The organism is Phycisphaerales bacterium AB-hyl4 (genome assembly GCA_041821185.1).
Taxonomy (GTDB): Bacteria; Planctomycetota; Phycisphaerae; order Phycisphaerales; family Phycisphaeraceae; genus Natronomicrosphaera; species Natronomicrosphaera hydrolytica.
On sequence record JBGUBD010000019.1, the window covers coordinates 23,528 to 48,783 of the forward strand.

A 25,256-nucleotide genomic window follows, 5' to 3' on the forward strand; every position below is an offset into this window, starting at 1 on the left:
CAGCCTCTTGTTTGTTCAAGGATTGAAACATGCTCCAATTGCGATTGCTCATCGACAACGAATGGTCCGATGCACAGCAGAGCCGTACATTTCCCGTGACCAATCCCGCCACCGGCGAAGTGATCGCACAAGCGGCGGAGGCCTCTGCCGACGATGTGGACCGAGCTGTTGGCGCGGCCCGGTCCGCTTTCGAGCGAGGCGAATGGTCCGAGAGGGAGCCCGACGATCGTGCGGACATCCTGTTACGAGTTGCGAGTCTGCTGAACGAACGGCAGGCCGAGTTCGCTCGCCTTGAGTGCTTGGACTCGGGGAAGCCGATCCGGGAAACCTCAACGGTGGACATCCCGTATTCAATCCGCGCTTTTGAATACTTCGCGAACATTGCCCGCGAAGTGAAGGGGGAGGTCATTCCCGTCAAGGGCAAACGCGTGCTCGATTTCCAGACCTTTGAACCGCACGGTGTCGTGGCCGCCATTACGCCATGGAACTTCCCGCTGCACCTGTTCACCCGCGCCATTTGCCCGGCGCTGGCTGCGGGCAATACCGTGGTGGCCAAGACATCGCCGATGACGCCTGCAACCAGTGGCTTGCTGGGGGAGCTTCTGCTCGCGGCCGGGATGCCGGCCGGGACGATCAACATTCTCCACGGCGGTCGGGAGGCGGGGGAGGCGTTGGTGTCACACCCTGACGTGCGGATGATCACCTTCACCGGCAGCGAACCGGTTGGGCGAAGCATTATGGAGGCATCCTCCCGCTCGCCGATCATCAAAAAAATGATTCTTGAACTCGGCGGCAAGGGCGCTTTCATCGCTGACGCCGACTGCGACGTCGAGGCCGCAGTCGCCTCAGTGCTCGTGGGATTCTGCCTCACCCAAGGGCAGGTCTGTTGTGCGTCGACCCGCCTCTACCTGCATGCTGACATCTACCACGACTTTCTCGATCGGCTCGTCCGGCGCGCCGAATCGCTGCGCATCGGCGATCCCCTCGATCCCAAAACACAGCTCGGAACGCTGATGAACCAAGCGCAGCTCGACCGGGTGGACCAGGCGATCCGCGTTGCGATCGGCAACGGGGCCACCTTGCTCACCGGCGGCAAGCGTCTGACCCGGCCCCCCCTGGACAAGGGCTTTTTCTATCGCCCAACGATACTTGAAGTTGATCGCAACGATTTGCCATGCGTACGCGATGAGATCTTCGGCCCCGTGTTGACCGTCAAACGCATCACGTCCCTTGACGAAGGTGTCCAACTGGCCAACGACACCGACTTCGGCCTGGGCGCCGCCGTCTGGAGCCGTAACGTCACCAAGCTGTTTCGTGCGGCCCGTCAACTGGACGCGGGAACGGTTTGGATGAACATGAACCTCATGTCGACCATGGAAGCTCCTTTCGGTGGCAATAAGAACAGCGGAATCGGCCGGGAATACGGCACGATGGGGCTGCGCGAGTACATGAAGGTTAAGAATCAGATGGTTTCGCTGGAGGATGAGGCGAGCGATTTTTACACGGATTCAGACACCTGATGTACTGCTCACAACTCGCCGCTCGTCGCCACTCATCGCAAGGAGAACCCATGGCCACACCCATCGCCAGCCCGATTGAATCTTCGAACACCGACGACGGCACCGCGCCTCGCGTGCGGTGGCGGGGCAAGTGGATCTGGCCACCCACGACCAAGGAGCAACCACACGCCTTCGCGCTCTTTCGTCGATGTTTCACGCTCGAGCGTCCGTCCGAGGCAGCGAGGTTGTTCATCACCGCCAGTCACGCGTATGCGTTGTGGGTAAATGGGCATTTTGTCGGACGGGGACCGGCGCTTTCGGATCCGCGTTTTCAGCGGTACGACGAGCGCGACATAGCCGAGTGGCTGGAGGCGGGCAGGAACTGCCTGACCGTGCTGGCACACCACGATATCAGCCGCAACCGCCTCACGGCCCACGCCGAAGCGCGGGGACTGCTGTTTCAACTCGAGTGCGGCGACAGGGTCATCGCCAGCGACGAGACCTGCCGCGCAACGCTCGCCACTGCCTGGCGCGTGCCTCCACAGGGTTTCGATGACACGACTTGTGCAGAGATGTTCGACGCCCGGCAGATGCCGGCGGACTGGCACACGCCCGAATTCAGCGACGGCGACTGGTTCACGGCCGATCCGGTGATTCCACCGACCAATACGCTATGGGGCTGTGCCCAACCACAGGCCCGCTTCTACCCATGGGTCAACCTGATCCCAAGCGAGGTCTGCGAGCCACATGCAGCGCACCGCCGAGCCAAGCGAATTCATACTGCGGGCGAAGTCCTGCAGACGATGGAGCCAGGGGCTGACGGGGCTGTGCGATTGAGCCTTGAGACCATACGCCCATTCACCAAAGCCCGCCTCGACCGGCCGGAGACGCTGATCACAGGCCAAGGCGAACCGGCGCGCGTCGTGAACTCCGACCCGGCCGAGCCCGACGCAACCTTTGACGGGCTGCGGAATGTGACGATCGTACTGGACTTTGGCGAGTTGATGAACGCTCGGCCTGTGCTGCACCTCGACGCACCGGCCGGCGCGGTCATCGACATCGGCTACGCCACACACTTGCAGGAGGGGCGGGCCGTGTCGTACCGCTCACGACGGACGCCCCAGGCAGACCAGTACATCGCCCGCGCTGGCGAGCAGCGATGGCAGCCGTTCCAGTGGCGGCAGTTCCGTTACCTTCAGCTCACGTTTCGCAGTTTGAACGAGCCGCTCATTCTGCTCGGCGTCGAGGCGGAAACGACTGAGCCAAGACTCGAAGATCGCGGCCGTTTCGCCTGTGAGGATGAACTGGTGAACCAGGCGATGACGATGAGTCGGCGAACCGTGGCGTTGACAGTCCTCGACCGGCTGATGGACAACGCCTCGCGTGAGCGGCGGCAATACCTCGGCGACGGGGCCGGCATGCTGCGGGCGATCTGGGCGCTGCACGGCGATGCGGCGGTCGGGCGAAAGTACCTGCACCAGGCCGACGAGGGCCAGCACAGCACAGGACTCTACCGCTACAGCTATCCGGGGCATGACGACGACCGCACGTCTTTGTTTGACCACTCGCTGGCCATGCCGCTGCTGGTCTGGGAGCACCACCGTCTGTTTGCCGACGCGGCGCTCGTCGAGCGACTGTGGCCGGGGCTGATACGGTTCGCACGGCTGATGACCTCATGTCTGGATGAGGACGGCTTGATGGGAATGCCACCCTACGCGGTCTGGCTTGACTGGGCGGCCATTGATCGACGCGGCCGATCGTTTCTGCTCAGCGCATACGCGGCCGAGGCATTCGAACGGTTGGCGGATCTGTCGCGGACACTGAAGCTCGGCGGACCGGCGGAGCGATGGAGCGATCTGGCCCAACAGATACGGGCAACGCTGCGTGAGCGTTTTTTCGATGGCCGTCGTGGCGTGTATGTCGATTGCCTGCTCGACAAGCCGGACGCGGACAACCCGCCCGGCGCCAGCGAACACGCCCTTTCTGCAGCGATCGTGCTGGGGATCGCAACGCCTGAACAGACTGAGGTGATGTGTCGAACCTATGAGCGCGACCCGATGGCGTTCAGCCAGGTGTCACCTGCATGGCAGGAACTGCCGACCGCGTTGATCCGGGCCGGACGGACGGACCTCGCCCTGGCCTGGGCGCATCGACGATATGGGCAACTGATCGAACAGGGATTCGAAACGATTCCGGAAATGTGGTGCCTGTGGGGTGAAAAGACACTGGGGCAGTGGCGATGCCGTGACTCGCGGGCGGTGGCGCAGGGGACCGGACTGCCGTGGCCGAAGGCGATGTTGAGCGGGGTGTGCGGGCTGGAGCCTGCCGAACCGGGCTTCACGCGGGTGCGCCTGACACCACGTCTCGGGTCCCTGCGTCGGATCGATGCGGCATTGCCTGGCCCTGACGGGGATTACGCCGTTAAGATGAGCAGGGAAGGATCGCGGCTTCAAATCACGCTCGACTTGCCCGCCGTGAAACCCGTGGAGCTTGTACTGCCAGGCTTTCAAGAGACAGATCAGCTTGCGGCCCTTGGTGACGTGTTGACGCCAACCGAATGGCGGACGCTGCTCAGCGGGCCCGCAGCGGTGTTTCAACTGGTTGGCGCCCGCCGATACGAGTTGGCGTGGGACGCCGGCGGAGAACGGGTGATTGCATGAGGGGTTCATGGCGAGCGGATTCGGACGATGGGTGAGAGATGTCGCCGTGCTTGATATCCGAACCGCTCGCCCCGTTCCATCATCCGGTCGTCGAGGCCGGCCGGGTTCCTCCCCCACTCAGCCAGCGCTTTGTCATCAGCAAATCGGCCGGATTTGTTCACGCCGGAGCCGCCACGGTAGTATGTGCGGCTCTCCCGGTATTTTCCCACTGCTACCGAGCAGCGTGCCAGGAGAGCTATTGCCAGCAGGCTTCGCGGCGCGGGCTCCCGGCCATGGCCGAAGTCCAGCGGTAAACGTACCGAACGAAAAGCAGGCAATTGCACCGTACCTGATTCCTGTACCTGAAACGAACGCCGCGAGCGACGAGATCAGGTATAAAACCCGGTTTTCAGCCAGTCATCACGGAATATTCGCCCCATGGAAGCAGGCATCGTCGGTTTACCAAACGTCGGCAAGTCCACGCTGTTTAACGCCCTCACACAAGCAGGCATCGCCAGCGAAAACTATCCGTTCTGTACGATCGAGCCAAACGTCGGCGTCGTGCCCGTGCCCGACCCGCGCCTGGCCACGATCGAAACGCATATCCCCACGCAAAAGGTCATTCCCGCAGCGCTGCGACTGGTCGACATCGCAGGCCTCGTCCGCGGTGCGAGCGAAGGCGAGGGGCTCGGCAACAAATTCCTCAGCCACATCCGCTCGGTCGATGCGATCCTTCACGTCGTCCGCTGCTTTGACGATCCGGACATCGCCCACGTCGAAGGCAGCGTCGACCCGATCCGCGATATCGAAACCATCGACATGGAACTGATGCTTGCCGACATGGCCAGCGTCGACTCGGCCATGGAAAAGGCCGTCCGCGCCGCCCGCACCGGCGACAAGGAGGCGAAGCTGCGCGTGTCCGTGCTCGAAGCGTGCAAGGCCCGCCTCGACGCCGAGCAGCCGATCCGCGGCGTCACGTTCGACCAGCCCGACGCGATGAAAACATTGCGCGGCTTGTCGCTGCTCACCGCCAAGCCGGTGCTTTACGTGGCCAACGTCGACGAAGACGATCTCGCGGGCGACAACGCCTACGTGCAGAAGGTTCGCGAGCGAGCCGAGCGTGAAGGCGGCCTGGTCGTGCCGGTGTGTGCGAAGATTGAATCTGAGCTGGCCGAGCTGGACGAAGCCGACCGCGATGAGCTGCTCGAAAGCGTCGGCCTGACCGAGCCGGCGCTGCACGCGCTCGCCCGCGCTGCGTACAAGCTGCTGGGGTTGCAAAGCTACTTCACCGCCGGGCCGAAGGAAGTGCGTGCCTGGACCGTGCCGATCGGCGCGACCGCGCCGCAGGCCGCGGGCGTGATCCACAGCGATTTTGAGCGAGGCTTCATCCGGGCCGAGGTTTACTCGGTCGCCGACCTTGAAGCGCATAAGAATGAGAAGGCCATCCGCGAAGCCGGCAAGCTGCGCATCGAAGGCAAGGACTACGTCGTCAGCGACGGCGACGTATGCCACTTCCTGTTCAATGTATGAGCATAATGCCCTTCAAGCCGTGGACGGGTTTTGACATCTCCACGCGATTCACCCCTCGCGCGTCAGTTTGGTGATCCGCCCATCCGCCACCCACTCGACAATGTAGATATTGCCTTCACCATCAAAGCAGCCGCCGTGCGGACTGTTGAACCGGCCGGCCACGCGCATCTCATCCGGCACGTTCGGCCAGCCATGCTTGCCGACAATCTCACGGTTATCGCCGATATGTTCCGCCACCAATTCATCTCGCCCGTCATACAGATTGATGAACCCATGCAGGTCCGGCACGAGCAGCGTGCCGTCCGCGTGCTGATCGAAACAACACGGATGCTGCTGATCGAACGCCTTGATAAACGAGCCATCCAGCCCAAACACCTGCACGCGACTATTGCCCCGGTCGGTCACATACAGCACCGGGTCGTCCGTACCCGTCGCAGCGGTGCGCGTGCCGATCCACACCGCATGTGGACACTTGAACGCGCCCGCGCCACTGCTGCCGTCCAGCGTGTCGAGGTATTGCCCCGACTTGTCGTAGTGATGCACCAGCCACGAGCCATAGCCGTCGGCGACATAGACATCGCCATTGGTCGGCGACTCGCTCGCCCACGTCGGCGAATAGTTGCCGCCCTCGGCGTAGGCTTGATGCTCCGGCTTGTCGATGCTCAGCACCGTTTCACCGGTGAGGGTGGTCTTGACCACCTCGCCACTTGTCTGATCGGTCAGCCAGAGAAACTCCTCGCCGTCGCTTTGCACCAGTGTCAGGCCATGCGCCCCGAGAAAGCGATCGCTCGGAAACGCGTCCCACATGCGGACAAAGTTTCCATCCGCATCGAACGTCAACAACGCGTGAGCCGACTGGTTGAACACATGAACCAGCCCTTCCCGGTCGACCGCGACACCATGCGTGTAGCCGAGGTTTACGCCATCAGGCACCTTCGCCCACTGGCTGTTCCACGAATAGGTCCGGTCGGCAAGGCTGAGTGTGTCCGTCATGCGTCGACTCCTTTCAGCAGATCAAGATCGCCACACAGGATGATGGGTCAATTCCCACCCAATCGCAACCCGCGGCCCCGGCTTGCCACCGGCCTCGCTTCGGGATACAAACGCTCACGGCAACTTTATTGGAGAACCATTCATGCCCGAGAGCTACGTCGTATCACTGGACACGCACCGCAACCTCGTCACCGCTGCCTTCCAGGCCCGCGGCTTCACCGCTGAGGAAGCCGACGCCTCTGCCCGCTTTTGTGAGCTCGCCGCCTGGCATGGCATCAAGACCCACAACGCCCTCAAAGCCCTCCACCTCGACGAGCACTTCGGCTCGGGCAACAAGAAGCGACAGGGCTGCGTCCCCGGCGCGCAGATCGAAAAGCTCCCCAGCAAGTTCGCCGCCAGCGAAAAGTGGAACGCCAACCGCAAGCTCGGCCAGGCGACCGCCTTCGACGCCATGGACCGCTGTATCGAGCTCGCCGACAAATACGGCATCGGGCAGGTGAGCGTCGACAACGCCTTCCACTACCTCTGGGGCGGCGGCTATGTCATGGACGCCGCGAAGAAAGGCTACATCGCCTACACCAACTGCACCGCAGCGCTGGCCGAAGTCGTCCCCTTCATGGGCAAGTTTCCCACGCTCGGCACGAACCCGCACTCATGGGCCTTCCCGACCACCGACGCCATCGGCTTCCCCATCGTCATCGACTGGGCCACCAGCACCGTCGCCATGGGTCGTGTCCAACAGTTCAAACGCGAAGGCAAGCAGCTGCCCCCCCAGGCCGCCGTCGACAAGAACGGCGAGCCCACGACGGACCCCACGCAGGTCGCCGCCCTGCTGCCGTTCGGCGCTCACAAAGGCTACGGCCTCTCACTGATCAACGAGATCGTCGCCGGCTTCATCGGCGGCTCGCTGCCCACCCTACGCTCGCGACCCGAGCAGGCCGGCGAAGGCGAAAAGACCACGCCCAACTTCTACTTCCAGGTCATTCATCCCGACGCGATGGACTGCGGCGGCTTCGCCCGCGGCCGCAACCAGGCCGACAACGTCAAAGCCGTCATCAAAGACATCCTCGGCCACGGCAACGAAGGCTGCCTCCTGCCCGGCCAGATCGAGCACCAGGCCGCCGTCGCCAGTGCCAAGGCCAACGGCCTGATCTTCACCGGAGCCGAGGTCGCCGAGTTCCGCGAGCTTGCCGATGCGCTCGGCGTCACCTTTGACGCGGCAGAAGCAGCCACGGCATGAGTCGCCGTACCCTGAACGCAATCCGCGAAGCCCACGGATTCAATCCGTGGGCTTCCGCTACTTTCACGCCCTCGCAGGGATGACGTATGCCCGAAATCGAAATCGGCCCCGAAACTGAAGGCGACAACTGCTGGTCATACGAAGTGCAGGTGTTCGACGCCGGCCGTACGCATCAGTACGACGTCACCCTCAGTTGGTCCGACTACGATCTCTGGTCGCGCGGCCGTGTCCCGCCGTCACGTGTCGTCGAAACCGCCTTCAAGTTCCTCCTCGACCGCGAACCCGCCACCGCCATCATGCCCCGCTTCGACTGCTCCGTCATCCGCCGATACTTCCCCGACGTCGACAAGCAGCTGCCGACAATGCTGTAATAGCCCCCCTCACTCGCGCCCCAATCAGCAATTAGAAATTCTCACCCCTCATCCGCTTGCCCACAGTTCCAGCACACTTCGAAGTTCGGCGGGTTCGTCTCCTGGCAATGCATGCAACGCCACGCCGCCGTCCGCCCCGACTGCGCCGGCGGCTCCGGCATCAACTCACCCAACTGCCACCGCCGTAGAAGATCGACCACTTCCAGATATTGCTCGCGCGGCACGCCGATGCGCGGCGGCCGATGTCTGGTGTAATGCAACGCCCCGCCGAACATGTTCGGCATCAGCTCCGTCAACTCAACGTAAGGCACCTGGTACAGCCGCAGCAGCTCGACCACATCCGCCTCGGCACGCACTTCTTCACCGTTGGCGATCACCGGCGGACAATCCCCGCGCGGCACATAATCCATCAACGAAAACCCACGCCCACACTCCGGACACTCATGCTTGCGCAACCCCGCCAGCGGATAACCGCAATGACGACATCGCAAGCCAAGATCAGGTACGGGCAATGCATCAGGATCAAACATGCGTTCTATTGTAGGCAACGCCGAACATCAGCACCCTTACACCCTGACCGCGGATTGCCCCATCACCTGCCGCCGCGCCTCGTCCAGCACGCGCATCGTCCGAAGTGTCTGTTCGCGCGTCACCTCCGCAGGCTCACCGTCGAGCACCGTCCGCGCAAATGCGTCCGCCTCCAGCCCGAACAACGGCAGCTCCGCATCCACCTGCCGAACCGTCGGCTCCGGCGCTTTCAATGCACCGCCATCCTGCCGCGGCGGCGTCATCCCCTTGATCACGTACTCCGCCCCACGCACCGCCGGCTTCCACGGCACGGGCACTGCGATGTAACCCTCGTCACCACAGATCAACGCAGTATTGTCCGCCTGCACCGTCATCCCGCACGCGAAGTCTGCCAGCACATCGTTTTCAAACGCAAGCGTCCCCACCGCCCGTTCGTCCACACCTGTCTCATGCACATGCCCTGACGCGTTCACCGACGTCGGCTCCGCGTCGGCCAGCAGGCATGCAAGGTCAATGCAATAGCAGCCGATATCCATCAGCGCGCCGCCCGCCAGCTCTGCATCGAATCGAATGTTGCCTTCAATCTTCCGCGTGCGATAGCAAAAGCTCGTTCGGATCAACTGTAACTTGCCGATTGCTCCCGACCGCACTTCGCGCACCACCGCCTGCGTCAGCGGATGCGATCGATACATAAATGCTTCGACCAATATGCGATCCGCCTTCGCCGACGCGTCGAACATCTGCTCCGCCTCGGCTACGCTCGTCGCCATCGGCTTCTCACAAAGCACATGCTTGCCCGCTTCCAACGCGCGAATCGTCCACTCGGCGTGCATGCTGTTCGGCAGCGACACGTACACCGCCTCCACCGCATCGTCCGCCAGCAGCTCCGCATAGCTGCCGTACGAACGCTCCACCGCATACGCTTTCGCAAACTCCGCCGCTGCTTCACGCGTCCGCGAGCCCACCGCGCACACCCGACTCCGCCGTGCCCCCGACACGCCCTCGGCAAACTGTCTCGCGATATTCCCCGTCCCAAGTATGCCCCAGTTCAATCGATCCGCCATATCACACACCCCTTATCGCAGCACCTTCAATCACCCGGCCGACATCCAAACCCAAACCAGTAACGAGAAACCACAAACCAGAAACCAACGCCATCAACTTCTCAAAGCTTCTCCACCACCAGCGACGCCAACTCGCTCCGCTCGCTCTTGGCCAGCGTTACATGCCCCACCAGCGCCGCCCCCTTCAGCCGTTCGACCATGAACGACAATCCGTTGCTCGAACTGTCCAGGTACGGATTATCGATCTGTGCCACGTCGCCCGTGAGGATGATCTTCGTCCCTTCGCCCACGCGCGACACGATCGTCTTCACCTCGTGTGGCGTCAGGTTCTGCGCCTCGTCAATGATGATGAACTGATGTGGAATGCTTCGCCCGCGAATGTACGTCAGCGGCTCGAGCACCAGTTGCCCCGATGCGATCAACTGTTGAATCCGCTGCTCCGCGCTCTTCGAGTCCGCATGCTGCGCCGCACCCGGAAACGCAGCGCCGCGCGTCGACAGCAGGTACGTCAGGTTGTCGAAGATCGGCTGCATCCACGCTTCGAGCTTCTCATCCTTTGTGCCCGGCAGATAACCGATATCACGACCCATTGGCATGATCGGCCGCGCGACCAGCAGCTTGTCGTAACGCTCTTCCGTAAACGTCTTGGCCATCCCCGCCGCGATCGCCAGCAGTGTCTTGCCCGTACCCGCTGTGCCCAGCAGGGTGACCAGCTTGATTTCGTCATCCAGCAGCAGGTCCAGCGCCATGGTTTGCTGTACGTTCCGCGCCATGATGCCCGACACCGGCTTGCGCGGCCCGTGAATCGGAATCAGATGGTCCGTATCCGCCAGCCGACGCGCCAGTCCCGTATGCGACTCGTCCAGCGCGTTGCGCAGCTGCACATACTGGTTCGCATGCAACTCGATTTCCCGCCGCTGACCGTCCGGCCCTTCATCCATCAGATGCTCAGCCAGTTCCGCCAATTCAAGCTGCTTCTCTTCATACAACGTGTCAATCAACTCGCCCGGCACAGCCAGCGTCGCGTAGCCCGCATATAGGTGATCGATGTCAACCTTCTGCGCCTCGAAGTCTTGCGTCGTAATACCCAGCGCATCCGCCTTCAAGCGGACGTTGATGTCCTTCGTGATCAGAATCGAACGAACGCCTTGCTCGTGCAGCGCCCACGCCACGCTGATAATCCGGTTGTCCGGCAGATCTTCCTTCAACCACTTCGGCCGATCGTCTGTCGCAAACTCCACACGAATCTTGCCCCCCGCCTCGTTCCACGTCACACCCTCCGCCAGGTGCCCCTTGCTGCGCAGCGTATCCAGTTGACGGATCACCTCGCGTGCGTTCCGCCCCACGTCGTCGCTTTGCTTCTTGAACTTGTCCAGTTCCTCCAGCACCGCGAACGGGATGATGACCTCATGCTCCTTGAACATGTACAGGCTCACCGGGTTATGAAGCAACACATTCGTGTCCAGCACGAAGTACTTCAGATCACTCTCGGGTGTCGCCTTGTCAACTTGCTTGGTTGTCGTCATGGTGTCCGGCTTCAAAGTGTGCTGCCTCCGGCGTCTTCAGGGAATAAACCGTCCTTGGCCAACGTCATCTTGATTGTATCGCCTACGCTAACACCGCTCGCGTGTCTCCAGTCAAACATACGACACGATCCCGCCACGCATTCATCACGGCTGCCGCACCGCCTCGTCCTCATCCACCGCACTCGTCGCGGGCACTTGCCGCGCCTCCAGCGTCCTGATCCGATTAATCGCGGAGAGGTACGCCTTCGCCGCCGCTTCGATCACGTCCGTGCTCAACCCGCGGCCGCGCACCTTTCTTCCATTATGATTCACCTGCACGCTTACTTCCCCCTGCGCTTCCTTGCCCCCCGTCACCGCGCGCGTCTGATAATCTTCCAGTGTGATCCCCACGCCCGTGATGCGCTGGATCGTCGAGTACACCGCATCGATCGGCCCGTCACCCGTCGCGGCGTCCATCGCCTCCGTGCCTGCCGAGTCGCGCAGCACCACCGTCGCCGTGCTGATCACACCCGTGCCGCTGGTCACCTGAAAGCGCATCAACTCCCACAACGCGCTGCCCGACTCAAGCTGCTCGTCGAGTATTGCCTCGATATCCTCGTCGTACACATCTTTCTTCTTGTCCGCGAGCGCTTTGAACTTCTCAAACGCCTTCTCAATCGTCGCATCATCCACCTTGTAGCCAAGATGCTGCACACGATCCCGAAACGCATGTCGTCCTGAGTGTTTGCCCAGCACGAGCTTGCTCTCCGGCACGCCGATGTCGCGAGGGTCCATGATCTCGTACGTGCTGCGATTCTTGAGCATGCCGTCCTGGTGGATGCCCGCTTCGTGGGCGAACGCGTTTTCGCCGATGATCGCCTTGTTCCGCTGCACGTAAAGCCCCGTAAGATGGCTCACCATCCGCGACGTCGGGTAGATCTTCTTCGTGTTCACGCTCGTGCGGTATTGCTTGTAGTAGTCGCCACGCGTATGGATCGCCATGACGATTTCTTCCAGCGCCGCATTGCCCGCGCGTTCACCGATGCCGTTGATCGTGCACTCGATCTGCCGTGCCCCGCCCTGCATCGCCGCGAGCGAGTTCGCCACCGCAAGGCCGAGGTCGTTGTGGCAATGCGCCGAAAGCACGATGCCCTGCTCATCAATCACCGGCAACTGCTCGCGAAGGTGGCTGAAGATACGCCCATACTCCGCGGGCACGGCGTAGCCCACCGTGTCGGGAATGTTAATCGTCGTCGCCCCCGCCTCGATCACCGCGGCGGTGATGTCGACCAGGTGATTCAACTCCGTCCGCGAACCATCTTCCGGGCTGAACTCCACATCGTCCACAAACTCCCGCGCCCGCTTCACCGCGTCAACGCTGATCTGCTTGATCGCTTCGAACGGCTTTTTGAACTTGTGCTCAAGATGAATCTTGCTCGTCGCAGCGAACACATGAATCCGCGGATGGTTCGCGCCCTTGAGCGCTTCGCCCGCGCGATCGATATCGCGTGCCACGCAGCGCGAAAGCCCGCACACCGTCGCCCGCTCCAGCTCTCGGCCGATCGCGTGCACCGCATCAAAGTCCCCGATACTCGTGATCGGAAACCCCGCTTCGATGATGTCCGCACCCAGCGCCTCCAGTTGCCGAGCGATCTCCATCTTCTCCTGGTGGTTCAGGCTCGCACCGGGCGATTGCTCGCCGTCGCGAAGCGTCGTGTCGAAGATGCGAACGTGGGTCGGCTCGGACATCGTAGAGTCTCCTTGACTGATCTTTCCCATGGCTTGCTTTCAGCCAGCGTCTTGGCCGTCACCTGGCCGTCGTGGCTCATCGAACATAAAAAAACCGCCCTGTCGGTCGCTTGGCCGAACAGGGCGGTTGGTTGGCGAATCTTGTGAGTCGCAATCCAGCCCTATCCGGCGCACAGCAACAGCAGCAGGCCCAGCTGATTAAGCTGACCATGCTGCGTAACGCCGGCACGCGGATTGGGAGAATTCGTCGACATCGCATTGAGCTTATGATCGGCACACCAGCCTGTCAATCGTGTATCTTTACATGTTCCTCCGCCGCCTCAAACCCACGGAACCCGACATGACCGCAACATCCCCCCTCTCCACCGCAACGCTCGGCGAATCCGACATCACCGCCACCCGCCTCATCTACGGCTGCATGCGGACCGTCGGCACCTGGGACCCCGCCGCCGTCACACCCGAACACGAAGCCACCGCCAAGGCCGCCGTCCGCACCGCCATCGACGTCGGCTACACCCACTTCGACCACGCCGACATCTACGGCCGAGGCCAGTGCGAACGTGTCTTCGGCGACCTGCTTCGCGAGTCCCCCCATCTTCGCGAAAACATGATCATCACCACCAAATGCGGCATCCGCTTCGCCGGCGACCCCACCCCCGACGCCACACACCGCTACGACTTCTCCAGCGAGCACATCACCTGGTCTTGCGAGCAGTCACTCAAACGCCTCAACATTGACACCATCGACATCTACCTCCTTCACCGCCCCGACCTGCTCATGGACCCGCTCGAAATCGCCGACGCCTTCACTCGTCTCCACGACCAGGGTAAGGTCCGCTACTTCGGCGTCAGCAACTTTACCAACGAACAGTTCGACCACCTCCAGGCCGCGCTCGATCAACCGCTGCTCTGCAACCAGATCGAAGTCCACCCCGCTCGGCTTGACCCCATCGAAGACGGCACGCTCAACCACCTCCACCGCCTCGGCGTCACACCCACCGCCTGGAGCCCCCTCGCCGGCGGACGCTTTGGCAACGACGCCGCCGTAAAAGCAAATGCCCCCGACCGCGAGCATCAGCAATCGCTGCTCGACGCGCTCGACGCCGAGGCAAACGCCCATAGCGTCAGCCGTACCGCCATCACCCTCGCCTGGCTGATGCACCACCCGGCCGGCATCCAGCCCATCGTCGGCTCACGTAACCCTGACCGCATCCGCGACGCCGCCACCGCCGACCGCGTCACCATGTCTCGCGAAGTCTGGTACCGCATCTACCTCGCAGCAAGAGGCAAAGCCCTGCCCTGACCCAACTCCATCCCGATATCACCCTTCACATCCGAAGCCCACGGCGTCACGCCGTGGGCTTCTCCCTGCCAAACCAGAAACCACAAACCAAAAACCAGAAACCCAACCCCCCCTGCCTCAAAACACCGGCCGCCGCCTCCCCGACGGGTCCAACACCCATTCATACACCTGTTCCACCACCGCCGCCTTCGCGTCCCACGTGAACCGCTCGCACACCCGCCGCCGCGCCGCCGCCGACATCGCGTCCACCCGCCCCGGCTCGGCCGCCAACTCCGCCAGGGCCGCGCGAAACGCCTCCACCAGCCCCGCCCGATCCGTCATCGGCAAGGCGACCCCTGTCTGCTCCGTCACCAGTTCCGCCGGCCCGCCATAACCCACCACCACCGGCACCAGCCCCACCGCCATCGCCTCCAGCACCACACCGCCGCCGAACTCGCGGATGCTCGGAAAGCCGAACACGTCCGCCGTCGCCATCCGATCCTGCACCTGCTCGTGCGCCACCCACCCCGCAAGCGTCACTCCATCGCCCAACCGCTCCCGCTCAACGAGTGCCCGCAGCGCCGCCATCTGAGGCCCATCGCCGATCACCTCCACACACACCCGCCCCTCCCGCACCAGCGGCGCCACCGCTTCCAGCAACACATCCGCCCCCTTGTAAGGCACGAGTCGCCCGACGAACACCACCCGCATCGGCCGGGCCGCCGCATGCTCGCGCACGCGAGCGAACCGCTCCGGATCCACCGCGTTCTCCGGCAGATAAACGCACTTGTCGTGATACTTCTCTGGCATTTGCTGCCACGTATCCCGCGACGCCACCAACAGCGCCGCCGCCTGCCGCCGCGTCCGCCGATAGCCCGGCAGCAGCTTGTAAACCTCCCGCACGTACGACAACCACTCCCGCTCCGCCCGTCTCACCCCGTCATACCCCCGCGGCCACGGCACGCCGCCGTTCATCGGCCCCACCACGAAGGGCACCCCCGCCCGCTCACACCCTCGCGCCAGCACCAGGCTCGGTATCGTCGGACTCAATGGCGTCACCCGGTGTACCACCTCAAACCGCCCCGCCGCGATCTCCGCCCCCAGCATCCGCCACAGCTTCCACTCAAACGCGTAGTACGACAGCGCCGCCGCCGCTGTCATCGTCGTCCACCCCTTCCCCTTGCCGCCGCGCAGCACATTCCCCAGCCGCGTCGTCGGCCGAGCCACCGCCTCGCTGTCAATCGCAACAAAATCCCGCCCCTCCACCTTTCCCGCCCGCAGCCACGCTTCCCGGTTGCGCACCTGCGTCGCCACCAGGCAGTCCGTTCGCCGGGCGATCGCCTGAGCATGCGACCACCCCACCAACGGCACGCTGACCCACTCCGGGTTCGCCGCCTCCGCCACCACCAGCACCCGCCGCCGCATCCGCAACTCTCCCTCCCCACACAGCCCCCGATCCTACGCCGCCGCGTTCCCGGAGTCCGGGGAATTGCTAAGCGCTAAATGCTGATTGCTAATTGTGGGGAGCCACGCCGATACAATCAGCGATGAGAAATCAGCAATTAGAAATTCCGACAGATCCGGCCCTTCGCTCGCCGACTCGCTCAGGGCTCGGCTTACCCAAACCAGAAACAAGAAACCACAAACCAGAAACCTCCCCCCCTTCCCCCTGAACTTGAGCATTTGCCTCTTTTCGCCAATAATCGCCTCTCTGTCCGCCGGACGCTCCGACGCCGTCCGCGGTTTGTTCCCACCCTCAACGACCAGCCACGGAGGAAGCCCCCATGACCCAGGCAACAACCGGCGAACCCATCAAGTTCGCCAACGGCGAGCTCAACGTTCCCAACCACCCCATCGTCCCCTTCATCGAAGGCGACGGCACGGGCCGTGACATCTGGCGCGCCAGCCAGCGCGTCCTCGACGCCGCGGTCGTAAAGGCCTACGCCGGCGACAAGTCCATCGCGTGGAAAGAAGTCCTCGCCGGCCAAAAGGCCTTCGACTCCACCGGCGAATGGCTCCCCGACGCAACTCTCGAAGCCTTCAAAACCTACTTCGTCGGCATCAAGGGCCCGCTGACCACGCCCGTCGGCGGCGGCATCCGCTCGCTGAACGTTGCCCTTCGACAGATCCTCGACCTCTACGTCTGCCTCCGTCCCGTTCGCTGGTTCACCGGCGTGCCCACGCCCATCAAGCGGCCTGAAGAAGTCGACATGGTCATCTTCCGCGAGAACAGCGAAGACATCTACGCCGGCATTGAGTTTCAGGAAGGCTCGGAGGAAGTCGACAAGTTCAAGAAGCTGCTCAAGGAAGCCTTCCCAAAGCACTTTGAGAAGATCCGCTTCCCGGATACCTCCGGCCTCGGCATCAAGCCTGTCTCGAAGGAAGGCACGCGCCGCCTCGTCAAGGCCGCCATTGATTACGCCATCGAGCAGGGCCGTGACAGCGTCACGCTCGTGCACAAAGGCAACATCATGAAGTTCACCGAAGGCGGCTTCCGCGACTGGGGCTACGAAGTCGCGATGAACGACTACAACGGCGAGCTGATCGACGGCGGACCGTGGACGAAGATCAAGGCCAACGGCAAAGAGATCATCGTCAAAGACGTCATCGCCGACGCCTTCCTGCAGCAGATCCTCACCCGCCCGGCCGAGTACGACGTGGTCGCCACGATGAACCTCAACGGCGACTACATCTCCGACGCCCTCGCCGCGCAGGTCGGCGGCATCGGCATCGCGCCCGGCGGCAACATCAACTACACCACCGGCCACGCCATCTTCGAAGCCACCCACGGCACCGCCCCCAAGTACGCCGACCAGGACAAGGTCAACCCCGGCAGTGTCATCCTCTCCGGCGAAATGATGCTCCGACACCTCGGCTGGAACGAAGCCGCTGACCTCGTCGTCAAGGGTGTCGAAGGCGCCATCGCAGCCAAGACCGTCACCTACGACTTCGAACGCCTCATGGACGGCGCCAAACTCCTCAAATGCTCCGAGTTCGGCGAAGCCATCATCAAACACATGGACTGAATCAAACACTACACAAAACCCAGATTCGACTGAAGCCCACGGACACCCTCCGTGGGCTTTTTTGCTCTGCATCGACAAGCCGACGACGACGAGCCCCGGCCAACGTCGGCAAACCTCAGCATTGTGCGTTGGCCGCCAGGCCCGCCGCATCGACCGTCACACGGTCAAACGCGAGACTCGTCGGCGCACGCCTGGTTGATTCGGTGTCGATAAAGCTCTACCTTTGCATGAAGCATGCCAACCCCGTGGCCGTGCGTCCGGCATGGCCCGGTTTCAGGGAGAACGAAGCGTGTCCAGCAGCAGCAGCGGTGTCCGCGCGGACGCCGACGTGGCCAATTTGTCATCCGAGCTATCACCTGGAGCCGCCGTCAGCAGCGACAGCCGCTTCTTCTACGGCTGGGCGATGCTGCCGCTGGCGACGATGGCGTTGATCGCCACCGCCCCGGGCCAGACTTTCGGCGTCTCTGCATTCAACGATTCGTTCCGCACCGCCCTGGGCCTCAGCCACAGCCAGTTGACCGGGGCGTATATGGTCGGCACGCTCCTCGCCGCGATACCGATGGGCTATGTCGGGGCCCTGATGGACCGCCACGGCCTGCGGGTGACTATCACCGCGGTAGTCATTCTCTTTGGCGGCGTGTGCCTCTACACCTCGCAAGTCAACAGCCTTCCGGGCCTGTTTTTCGCATTCCTTTTCCTGCGCATGCTTGGGGCCGGGGCGCTGGGCCTGCTCAGCGGCAATGCGCTGGCGTTCTGGTTTGAGCGGCGTCTCGGCACCGTCGAGGGACTGCGTCACATGGGCATGGCGGGCGCTATCGCCGTCGTGCCCGCGCTGAACCTCTGGCTGATCGATGCGGTCGGTTGGCGATGGGCCTATGCCATCCTCGGGCTATCCGTATGGGCGGTGATGCTGCCGGCGCTGGCGTGGTTCTGGCGCGATCGGCCGGAGCAGGTCGGTCAGTACAAGGACGGCCTGCCACATGGCTCGGCCGACGGGACGGTTGTTGAGTCGGCCGAGGACGAGGCACGCACCTCGCTGACACTGCGAGAAGCAATGGCGAGCCGGGCCTACTGGGTCATCATCGTGTGCATCGGCATGTGGTCGATGCTCGGCACGGCCCTGTTTTTCAACGCGCTGCCGCTTTTCACTGCACGCGGGCTCGGCACCGCCGACGTGGCCTGGCTTTTCACCGTCTTCGCGGTCTCGCTGGCGGTAATGCACGTGATCGGCGGACTGCTGGCCGACCGAATGCCGTTGAACCTGCTTCTGGCGTCTGCCATGGCCGCGTTGGCCGGGGCGATGGCCATGGCGTGGCGGCTGGAGTCGGCGGCGTGGGTCTATCCGTTGGGCATGTTGATCGGGTTGGCCCAAGGGTTGATCGTGTCGACGATCAGCCCGGTCTGGCCACGGTTCTTCGGCCGAGCGTACATGGGGCGCATTCGCGGCACGTCGGCGACGGTGGCGGTGGCTGCCTCGAGCTTCGGGCCCTTCCTCATGGGCGCGGGGTATGACCTGCTGGGCAGCTATGACACGGTCATGCTGCTGTTCACGCTCCTCCCGTTGCCGATGGTCGGCCTGGCCCTGATCGCCACCACGCCCGCCAAGCGCCGACAGCGGCTGCAACGTCTGGTTGCTTGACCTTCACCGTCGCACATCATTGACACCGCTCTTTGCTAACGATTAAATAAGCGCTCTGTACGGCAGGGGCTGCCGGCGATAAGTGCGGCCGGGAAATGAGTGATATGGAAAAGACTTCGAATCAGCCACGCCTCCTGCTCGTTGACGACCACCAGGACACGCTTACCCTCCAGGCGATCCTCCTGCGACGAGAAGGGTTTGACGTGGTTACATCCGGTGACGCCGAGACGGCGTTGGCGCAGGCGGCCGAGGGCAAGGTGGATCTGGTCGTCAGTGACTTGCGCCTGCCTGATCGGGATGGCGTTGAGTTGATGCAGGAGCTTCACAAACGCTATGGTCTCTACGGCGTCGCTTTGACAGGTGCCGCCGATGCCGGCCGGGCGGCAGACCGAGTCGACGCTGGTTTCGTCGAGGTCTTGATCAAGCCGGTAGCACCAGAGCAACTCGTGAAGGTCATCAGACATGCCCTCTCAGAGGTTGATAATGCCTCAAGTCAGTGAGGCGATTTCGTAGAAGTTGCTTTCAAGCCAAGATGCGAAAGTTGTTGCTGATTTGCTGGCGCACGCAACCCCTTCTCCCCTCTTAGCAGTCTTCATTTATATTGGCTGCTCGATGGCTGACATCCCGGCCGGCTGTTCCACTTCCAAGCCCCATCATCAAATAGGAAAATACCCCATAGGGTATTTCTTGGACGTTCCTATACTCGGTCGCCAAGCGTCTCAGGTATCGCTGTGCGCGAGGCTTTTGTCGAGTCAATTTCCGACATAGGTTTGGTCGTCAGTTTTTCAGAGTCTGCTGTTTGTGGGCATTGATCGAGCACATCGGCGTGGGTCGACGTGGATCTGTAATGCCTATTTCAGCGCGCGATGGCCGTGTCAGCCTGAGCACCGCGGTGCAGTTATCACCGACCAGGAGTTGTGATGCCGATCCGAACGATAAACAAGCGCAACGGTCTGAACGGTGCCAGTCGGCTGACGGGCACCCTCCCGAAACCCGCCCCGCGTTTGAAGGCTGGCGGCGCCGCCCGCCGAAAGCAGGCTGAGGGTGAAGGACTCGACAAGCGCGAACTGCTTGAAGCGTTGATCGCGTTGCAGAAGGGAGACTTCACCACGCGTTTGCCGATGGATCTCGCGGGGCTTGATGGCAAAATCGCTGACACGTTCAACGCGGTCGTCGAGACGAATCAGCGGATGACCGGCGAACTGAAACGCCTGAGCGTGACCGTCGGCAAGGAAGGACGCATTTCGCAGCGGGCATCGTTCGGCGAAGTGCAAGGGTCGTGGGCTGACTCGGCCAATTCAGTGAACACGCTGATTACGAACCTCGTCCACCCCACGCGCGAGACCGCCCGCGTGATCGGCGCGGTGGCTCATGGTGACCTGACGCAGACCATGGCTCTGGAGATCGAGGGTCGGCCGCTCGACGGCGAGTTCCTCCGCACCGCCAAGATCGTCAACCGCATGGTCGATCAGCTCAGCTCGTTCACGTCGGAGGTGACGCGCGTGGCTCGCGAGGTGGGCACGGAAGGCAAGCTCGGTGGACAGGCGAACGTGTCGGGTGTCGCGGGCACGTGGAAGGACCTGACCGACAGCGTCAACTCGATGGCGGGCAACCTCACCAGTCAGGTGCGCAACATCGCGGCGGTGACCACGGCGGTGGCCAACGGCGACTTGTCAAAGAAGATCACCGTCGACGTCAAAGGTGAAATGCTCGAGCTGAAGGACACCGTCAACACGATGGTCGACCAGCTCAACTCGTTCGCGTCGGAAGTGACGCGCGTGGCACGCGAGGTGGGCACGGAAGGCAAGCTCGGCGGACAGGCGAGCGTGCCGGGCATCGCGGGCACGTGGAAGGACCTGACCGACAACGTCAACTCGATGGCGGGCAACCTCACCAGCCAGGTGCGCAACATCGCGGCGGTGACCACGGCGGTGGCCAACGGCGACCTTTCGAAGAAGATCACCGTGGACGTGAAAGGCGAGATCGCTGAGCTGAAGAACACGATCAACACGATGGTGGATCAGTTGCGGTCATTCGCGTCGGAAGTGACGCGCGTGGCACGCGAGGTGGGTACGGAAGGCAAGCTCGGCGGACAGGCTCGCGTGCCGGGCGTGGCGGGCACGTGGAAGGACCTGACCGACAACGTCAACTCGATGGCGGGCAACCTCACCAGCCAGGTGCGCAACATCGCGGCGGTGACCACCGCAGTGGCCAACGGCGACCTGTCGAAGAAGATTACCGTGGACGTGAAAGGCGAGATCCTCGAGCTGAAAGACACCATCAACACGATGGTCGACCAGCTCAGCTCTTTCGCATCGGAAGTGACGCGCGTGGCTCGCGAGGTGGGTACGGAAGGCCAACTCGGCGGGCAGGCCGGCGTGCCGGGCGTGGCGGGCACGTGGAAGGACCTGACCGACAGCGTCAACTCGATGGCGGGCAACCTCACCATTCAGTTGCGTGACGTGTCCAAGGTCGCCACCGCCATCGCGACGGGCGACCTGACACAGAAGATCACCGTGGACGCCAGCGGCGAAATTCTTCAGATCAAAAACGTCACGAACACGATGGTCGACCAGCTAAGCTCGTTCGCGTCGGAAGTGACGCGCGTGGCTCGCGAGGTGGGCACGGAAGGCAAGCTCGGCGGGCAGGCAACCGTGCCGGGCGTGGCGGGCACGTGGAAGGACCTGACCGACAACGTCAACTCGATGGCGGGCAACCTCACCAGCCAGGTGCGAAACATCGCAGCGGTGACCACGGCGGTGGCCAACGGCGACCTTTCGAAGAAGATTACCGTGGACGTGAAAGGCGAGATCCTCGAGCTGAAAGACACCATCAACACGATGGTCGACCAGCTCAACTCGTTCGCTTCGGAAGTGACGCGCGTGGCTCGCGAGGTGGGTACGGAAGGCAAGCTCGGCGGACAGGCGAACGTGCCTGGCGTGGCGGGTACGTGGAAGGACCTGACCGACAACGTCAACTCGATGGCGGGCAACCTGACTAACCAGGTGCGCGATATTGCGAAGGTCGTGACGGAAGTGGCGCACGGCAACCTCAGGCGGAAGGTGACGCTCGACGCGAAGGGCGAAATCGCCGAACTGGCGGACACGATCAACAGCATGATCGAAACGCTCGCGACGTTCGCTGATCAGGTTACGACGGTGGCCCGGCTCGTGGGTGTGGAGGGCAAGCTTGGTGGTCAGGCGAACGTGCCTGGCGCTGCGGGCACGTGGAAGGATTTGACCGACAACGTGAACCAGTTGGCGGACAACCTCACGACGCAGGTGCGGGCGATCGCCGAGGTCGCCACTGCGGTGACCAAGGGTGACCTGACGCAGTCGATCAAGGTCGAAGCGCAGGGCGAGGTCGCCGCGCTGAAAGACAACATCAACAAGATGATCCGCAACCTGCGCGAGACCACGCTCAAGAACTCCGAGCAGGACTGGCTGAAGACGAACCTGGCAAAGTTTTCGCGCATGCTTCAGGGGCAGAAAGATCTGCTGAAGGTGGGCAAACTGATTCTGTCCGAGCTGGCGCCGGTGGTGTCGGCTCACCAGGCGGTTTTCTATACGCTGGATCACAGCGGTCCAAATCCGAAGTTGACGCTGTTGGCCAGCTATGCCGCGAGCGCCCGCGAGCGGTTGCAGAATGAATTCGCCCTTGGGGAAGGGCTCATCGGCCAGTGCGCTGTGGAGAAAGAAAAGATTCTGCTGACTGACATTCCGCACAACTACGTGCAGATCAGCTCCGGGCTTGGCCACGCGCAGCCGACGAATATTCTGGTCATGCCCGTCATCTTTGAAGGCCAGGTCAAGGCCGTGCTAGAACTGGCGTCGTTCGATCGCTTCAGTCCGACGCACGAAGCGTTCCTCGACCAGCTGACGGAGAGCATCGCCATTGTGTTGAACACCATCGAAGCCGACATGCGGACCGAAAACCTGCTTAAGCAGTCGCAGTCGCTCGCCCATGAATTGCAGAGTCGGCAGGAGGAACTGCAGACCACCAACAGTGAACTGGAGGAAAAGGCGGAACTGCTCGCGACGCAGAAGACGGAGGTTGAACGCAAGAACCTCGAGGTCGAGCAGGCCCGGCAGGCGCTGGAGGAAAAGGCCAAGCAGCTTGCGTTGACGTCGAAGTACAAGTCTGAGTTCCTCGCAAACATGTCGCACGAGTTGCGCACGCCGTTGAACAGCCTGCTGATTCTTTCCGACCAGTTGTCGAAGAACCCGCAGAACAATCTTTCCGAGCGCCAGGTGGAGTTCGCTCGGACGATTCACGCCTCGGGCAACGATCTGCTGATGTTGATCAACGACATTCTCGACTTGTGCAAGATCGAGTCGGGCACGGTGTACGTCGATGTTCGCGACCTCCCGCTGGAGGACATGCGCAGCTACGTGGAGCGGACCTTCTGCCACGTGGCCGAGTCGAAACACCTGGACTTCGTCGTCGATCTCGATCCAGATCTCCCCGTATCGATCCAGACCGACAGCAAACGCCTCCAGCAGGTTCTTCGCAACCTGCTGTCCAATGCGTTCAAGTTCACGGAGAAGGGGGCGGTGTCGTTGACCGTCCGTCGTCAGACGCATGGCTGGAGCCCGGACCACGAAGTGCTCAACAAGGCGGAGCAGGTGCTTTCGTTCTCGGTACAGGACACGGGAATCGGCATTTTGCCAGAGAAGCAGCAGATCATTTTCGAGGCCTTCCAGCAAGCCGACGGCAGCACGAGCCGAAAGTACGGCGGGACGGGCCTCGGGCTGGCGATCAGCCGGGAGATCGCGGGTCTGCTTGGCGGCGAGATCCATCTGACCAGCGAGCCCGGCGGCGGCAGCATCTTCACGCTGTACCTGCCGGTCGTCGCGCCATCGAGCAATACCACGGCTCATCAGGCGGATGCGGCCGTGGCCCTCGAAGCGACGACGACCTTGCCTGTGAAATCTGACACTGCGTCGGCTGCGTCGGGGCTGACCAGACCAAATATCTATATTGAGGACGACCGGGACGCGATAGCGCCGGGAGATCGTGTTCTGCTGATCGTCGAGAACGACCTCGGGTTCGCGGAGATCCTCGTGGAGGCAGCCCGGCATCGCGGCTTCAAGACCGTCGTTGTCAGTTCAGGCGCGGCAGTGCTGGAGATGACCCGACGGATCAAGCCCACGGCCATTACGCTCGACCTCAATCTGCCGGACATGGACGGGTGGCGGGTGTTGGCCCATCTCAAGGATGACAGCGAGGTTCGGCATATTCCGGTGCAGATTTTGAGCACGGAGGAAGACGCGTCACGCGCGCTGCGGGCTGGCGCTTTCGAGGTCCTGACGAAGCCGCTCAAGGGCCAACAGCCATTGGACGAGGTGATTCAGCGGCTGCGGCAAATGGCAGAGCCACGGCTGAAGCACGTGCTGGTGGTTGGCTATGAGCAGTCGCAGCGTGAGCAGGTCGTCGACCTGCTTGTCAGCGAGGGCGTGCGGGTGCAGGCGGTGGCGACGTGGGAAGAGGCGCTGATGGTGCGATACGAAACGCCGGCGGACCTTGTCGTCGCTGACACCCAACTGCCGGATCAGACCGTATTCAAACTCATCCGCTACTTCCAGGATGACGAGACGTTGCGTTTGACGCCGATTATCATCTACACACCGGGCGAATTGGCCAAGACTGACGAGGCTCGACTCGCCCAGATCGGGCAGAGCATGATCCTTAAAGACGTCCGCTCGCTCGAGCGTCTGCTCGACGACGCGGCGATGTTCCTGCACCTGCCTCTTACGACACTGAGCGAGCAGCAGCGCAACATGATCGCAAAGCTGCACAGCCCCGAGACGATCTTGGCGGGCAAGCGGGTGCTGGTGGTTGACGACGATGTGCGCAACATTTTTGCGATGAGCAGCATTCTCGAACCCTACGGCATGCATGTCGATGCCGCGGAAAACGGGCGGGCGGCCATCGAATATCTTCAGACGACGTCCGAGGTGGACGCCGTGCTGATGGACATCATGATGCCGGAGATGGACGGCTATGACACGATGGCCGCCATTCGTCAGCAGTCGAAATTCCGCTCACTTCCGATTATCGCGCTGACGGCCAAAGCGATGAAAGGCGACCGCGAACGGTGCATTCAGGCTGGCGCTTCGGACTATATCGCCAAGCCGGTGGACACCGCTCAACTGCTGGCCATGTTGCGCACCTGGCTGCACCGCTGACGC

At 62.5% G+C, this 25,256-nt stretch carries 16 protein-coding genes; 10 read left to right on the forward strand and 6 right to left on the reverse strand.

Features of this window, described 5'->3' with window-relative positions:
• Positions 1 to 29: 29 nt before the first annotated feature.
• From ACERK3_18900 to ychF, 3 genes are all read left to right on the forward strand, one after another.
• Positions 30 to 1,520, forward strand: a complete 1,491-nt coding sequence (locus ACERK3_18900; protein ID MFA9480344.1) for an aldehyde dehydrogenase — start codon at positions 30 to 32, stop codon at positions 1,518 to 1,520.
• Positions 1,521 to 1,570: 50 nt separating this feature from the next.
• Positions 1,571 to 4,159 (forward strand): family 78 glycoside hydrolase catalytic domain, encoded by a 2,589-nt coding sequence (locus ACERK3_18905; protein MFA9480345.1) that lies wholly within the window; start codon positions 1,571 to 1,573, stop codon positions 4,157 to 4,159.
• A 417-nt stretch (positions 4,160 to 4,576) separates the two neighbouring features.
• The gene (gene ychF, locus ACERK3_18910) at positions 4,577 to 5,668 is read left to right on the forward strand and encodes a redox-regulated ATPase YchF (GenBank protein MFA9480346.1); all 1,092 of its coding nucleotides are present in this window, start codon (positions 4,577 to 4,579) and stop codon (positions 5,666 to 5,668) included.
• Between the two features lie 48 nt (positions 5,669 to 5,716).
• Here ychF and ACERK3_18915 read toward each other — a convergent pair whose 3' ends face one another.
• Positions 5,717 to 6,661, reverse strand: a complete 945-nt coding sequence (locus tag ACERK3_18915; protein ID MFA9480347.1) for a hypothetical protein — start codon at positions 6,659 to 6,661, stop codon at positions 5,717 to 5,719.
• A 142-nt stretch (positions 6,662 to 6,803) separates the two neighbouring features.
• On the opposite strand from ACERK3_18915, the gene ACERK3_18920 reads away from it, so the two are divergent.
• Positions 6,804 to 7,901: an Ldh family oxidoreductase gene (locus tag ACERK3_18920; protein ID MFA9480348.1), complete on the forward strand. Its 1,098-nt coding sequence runs from the start codon at positions 6,804 to 6,806 to the stop codon at positions 7,899 to 7,901.
• Positions 7,902 to 7,987: 86 nt separating this feature from the next.
• Positions 7,988 to 8,272 carry a hypothetical protein gene (locus ACERK3_18925; GenBank protein ID MFA9480349.1) on the forward strand — a complete coding sequence of 95 codons (285 nt, stop codon included), beginning with the start codon at positions 7,988 to 7,990 and terminating at the stop codon, positions 8,270 to 8,272.
• Positions 8,273 to 8,313: 41 nt separating this feature from the next.
• Here ACERK3_18925 and ACERK3_18930 read toward each other — a convergent pair whose 3' ends face one another.
• The 4 genes from ACERK3_18930 to ACERK3_18945 form a co-directional block, all read right to left on the reverse strand.
• Positions 8,314 to 8,802 (reverse strand): hypothetical protein, encoded by a 489-nt coding sequence (locus ACERK3_18930; GenBank protein ID MFA9480350.1) that lies wholly within the window; start codon positions 8,800 to 8,802, stop codon positions 8,314 to 8,316.
• A gap of 36 nt (positions 8,803 to 8,838) precedes the next feature.
• Positions 8,839 to 9,864: a Gfo/Idh/MocA family protein gene (locus tag ACERK3_18935; GenBank protein MFA9480351.1), complete on the reverse strand. Its 1,026-nt coding sequence runs from the start codon at positions 9,862 to 9,864 to the stop codon at positions 8,839 to 8,841.
• Positions 9,865 to 9,965: 101 nt separating this feature from the next.
• The gene (locus tag ACERK3_18940) at positions 9,966 to 11,390 is read right to left on the reverse strand and encodes a PhoH family protein (GenBank protein MFA9480352.1); all 1,425 of its coding nucleotides are present in this window, start codon (positions 11,388 to 11,390) and stop codon (positions 9,966 to 9,968) included.
• 144 nt (positions 11,391 to 11,534) lie between these two features.
• Positions 11,535 to 13,118: a 2-isopropylmalate synthase gene (locus ACERK3_18945; GenBank protein ID MFA9480353.1), complete on the reverse strand. Its 1,584-nt coding sequence runs from the start codon at positions 13,116 to 13,118 to the stop codon at positions 11,535 to 11,537.
• A gap of 340 nt (positions 13,119 to 13,458) precedes the next feature.
• Here ACERK3_18945 and ACERK3_18950 point away from each other — a divergent pair, with 340 nt between their 5' ends.
• A complete protein-coding gene (locus ACERK3_18950; GenBank protein ID MFA9480354.1) occupies positions 13,459 to 14,421 on the forward strand; it encodes an aldo/keto reductase family oxidoreductase in 963 nt (320 codons plus the stop codon).
• Positions 14,422 to 14,538: 117 nt separating this feature from the next.
• On the opposite strand, the gene ACERK3_18955 is transcribed toward ACERK3_18950, so the two are convergent.
• Positions 14,539 to 15,825, reverse strand: coding sequence for a glycosyltransferase family 4 protein (locus tag ACERK3_18955; protein ID MFA9480355.1), 1,287 nt, complete (start codon positions 15,823 to 15,825; stop codon positions 14,539 to 14,541).
• 359 nt (positions 15,826 to 16,184) lie between these two features.
• On the opposite strand from ACERK3_18955, the gene icd reads away from it, so the two are divergent.
• The 4 genes from icd to ACERK3_18975 all read left to right on the forward strand — a co-directional run bounded on the left by icd (position 16,185) and on the right by ACERK3_18975 (position 25,253).
• Entirely contained in the window at positions 16,185 to 17,426 is a 1,242-nt protein-coding gene (gene icd, locus ACERK3_18960; GenBank protein MFA9480356.1) for an NADP-dependent isocitrate dehydrogenase, read from the forward strand.
• 289 nt (positions 17,427 to 17,715) lie between these two features.
• Positions 17,716 to 19,065: an MFS transporter gene (locus ACERK3_18965; protein ID MFA9480357.1), complete on the forward strand. Its 1,350-nt coding sequence runs from the start codon at positions 17,716 to 17,718 to the stop codon at positions 19,063 to 19,065.
• 104 nt (positions 19,066 to 19,169) lie between these two features.
• Positions 19,170 to 19,565 (forward strand): response regulator, encoded by a 396-nt coding sequence (locus tag ACERK3_18970; GenBank protein MFA9480358.1) that lies wholly within the window; start codon positions 19,170 to 19,172, stop codon positions 19,563 to 19,565.
• Positions 19,566 to 19,985: 420 nt separating this feature from the next.
• A complete protein-coding gene (locus ACERK3_18975; protein MFA9480359.1) occupies positions 19,986 to 25,253 on the forward strand; it encodes a HAMP domain-containing protein in 5,268 nt (1,755 codons plus the stop codon).
• The last annotated feature ends 3 nt before the right edge of the window (positions 25,254 to 25,256 follow it).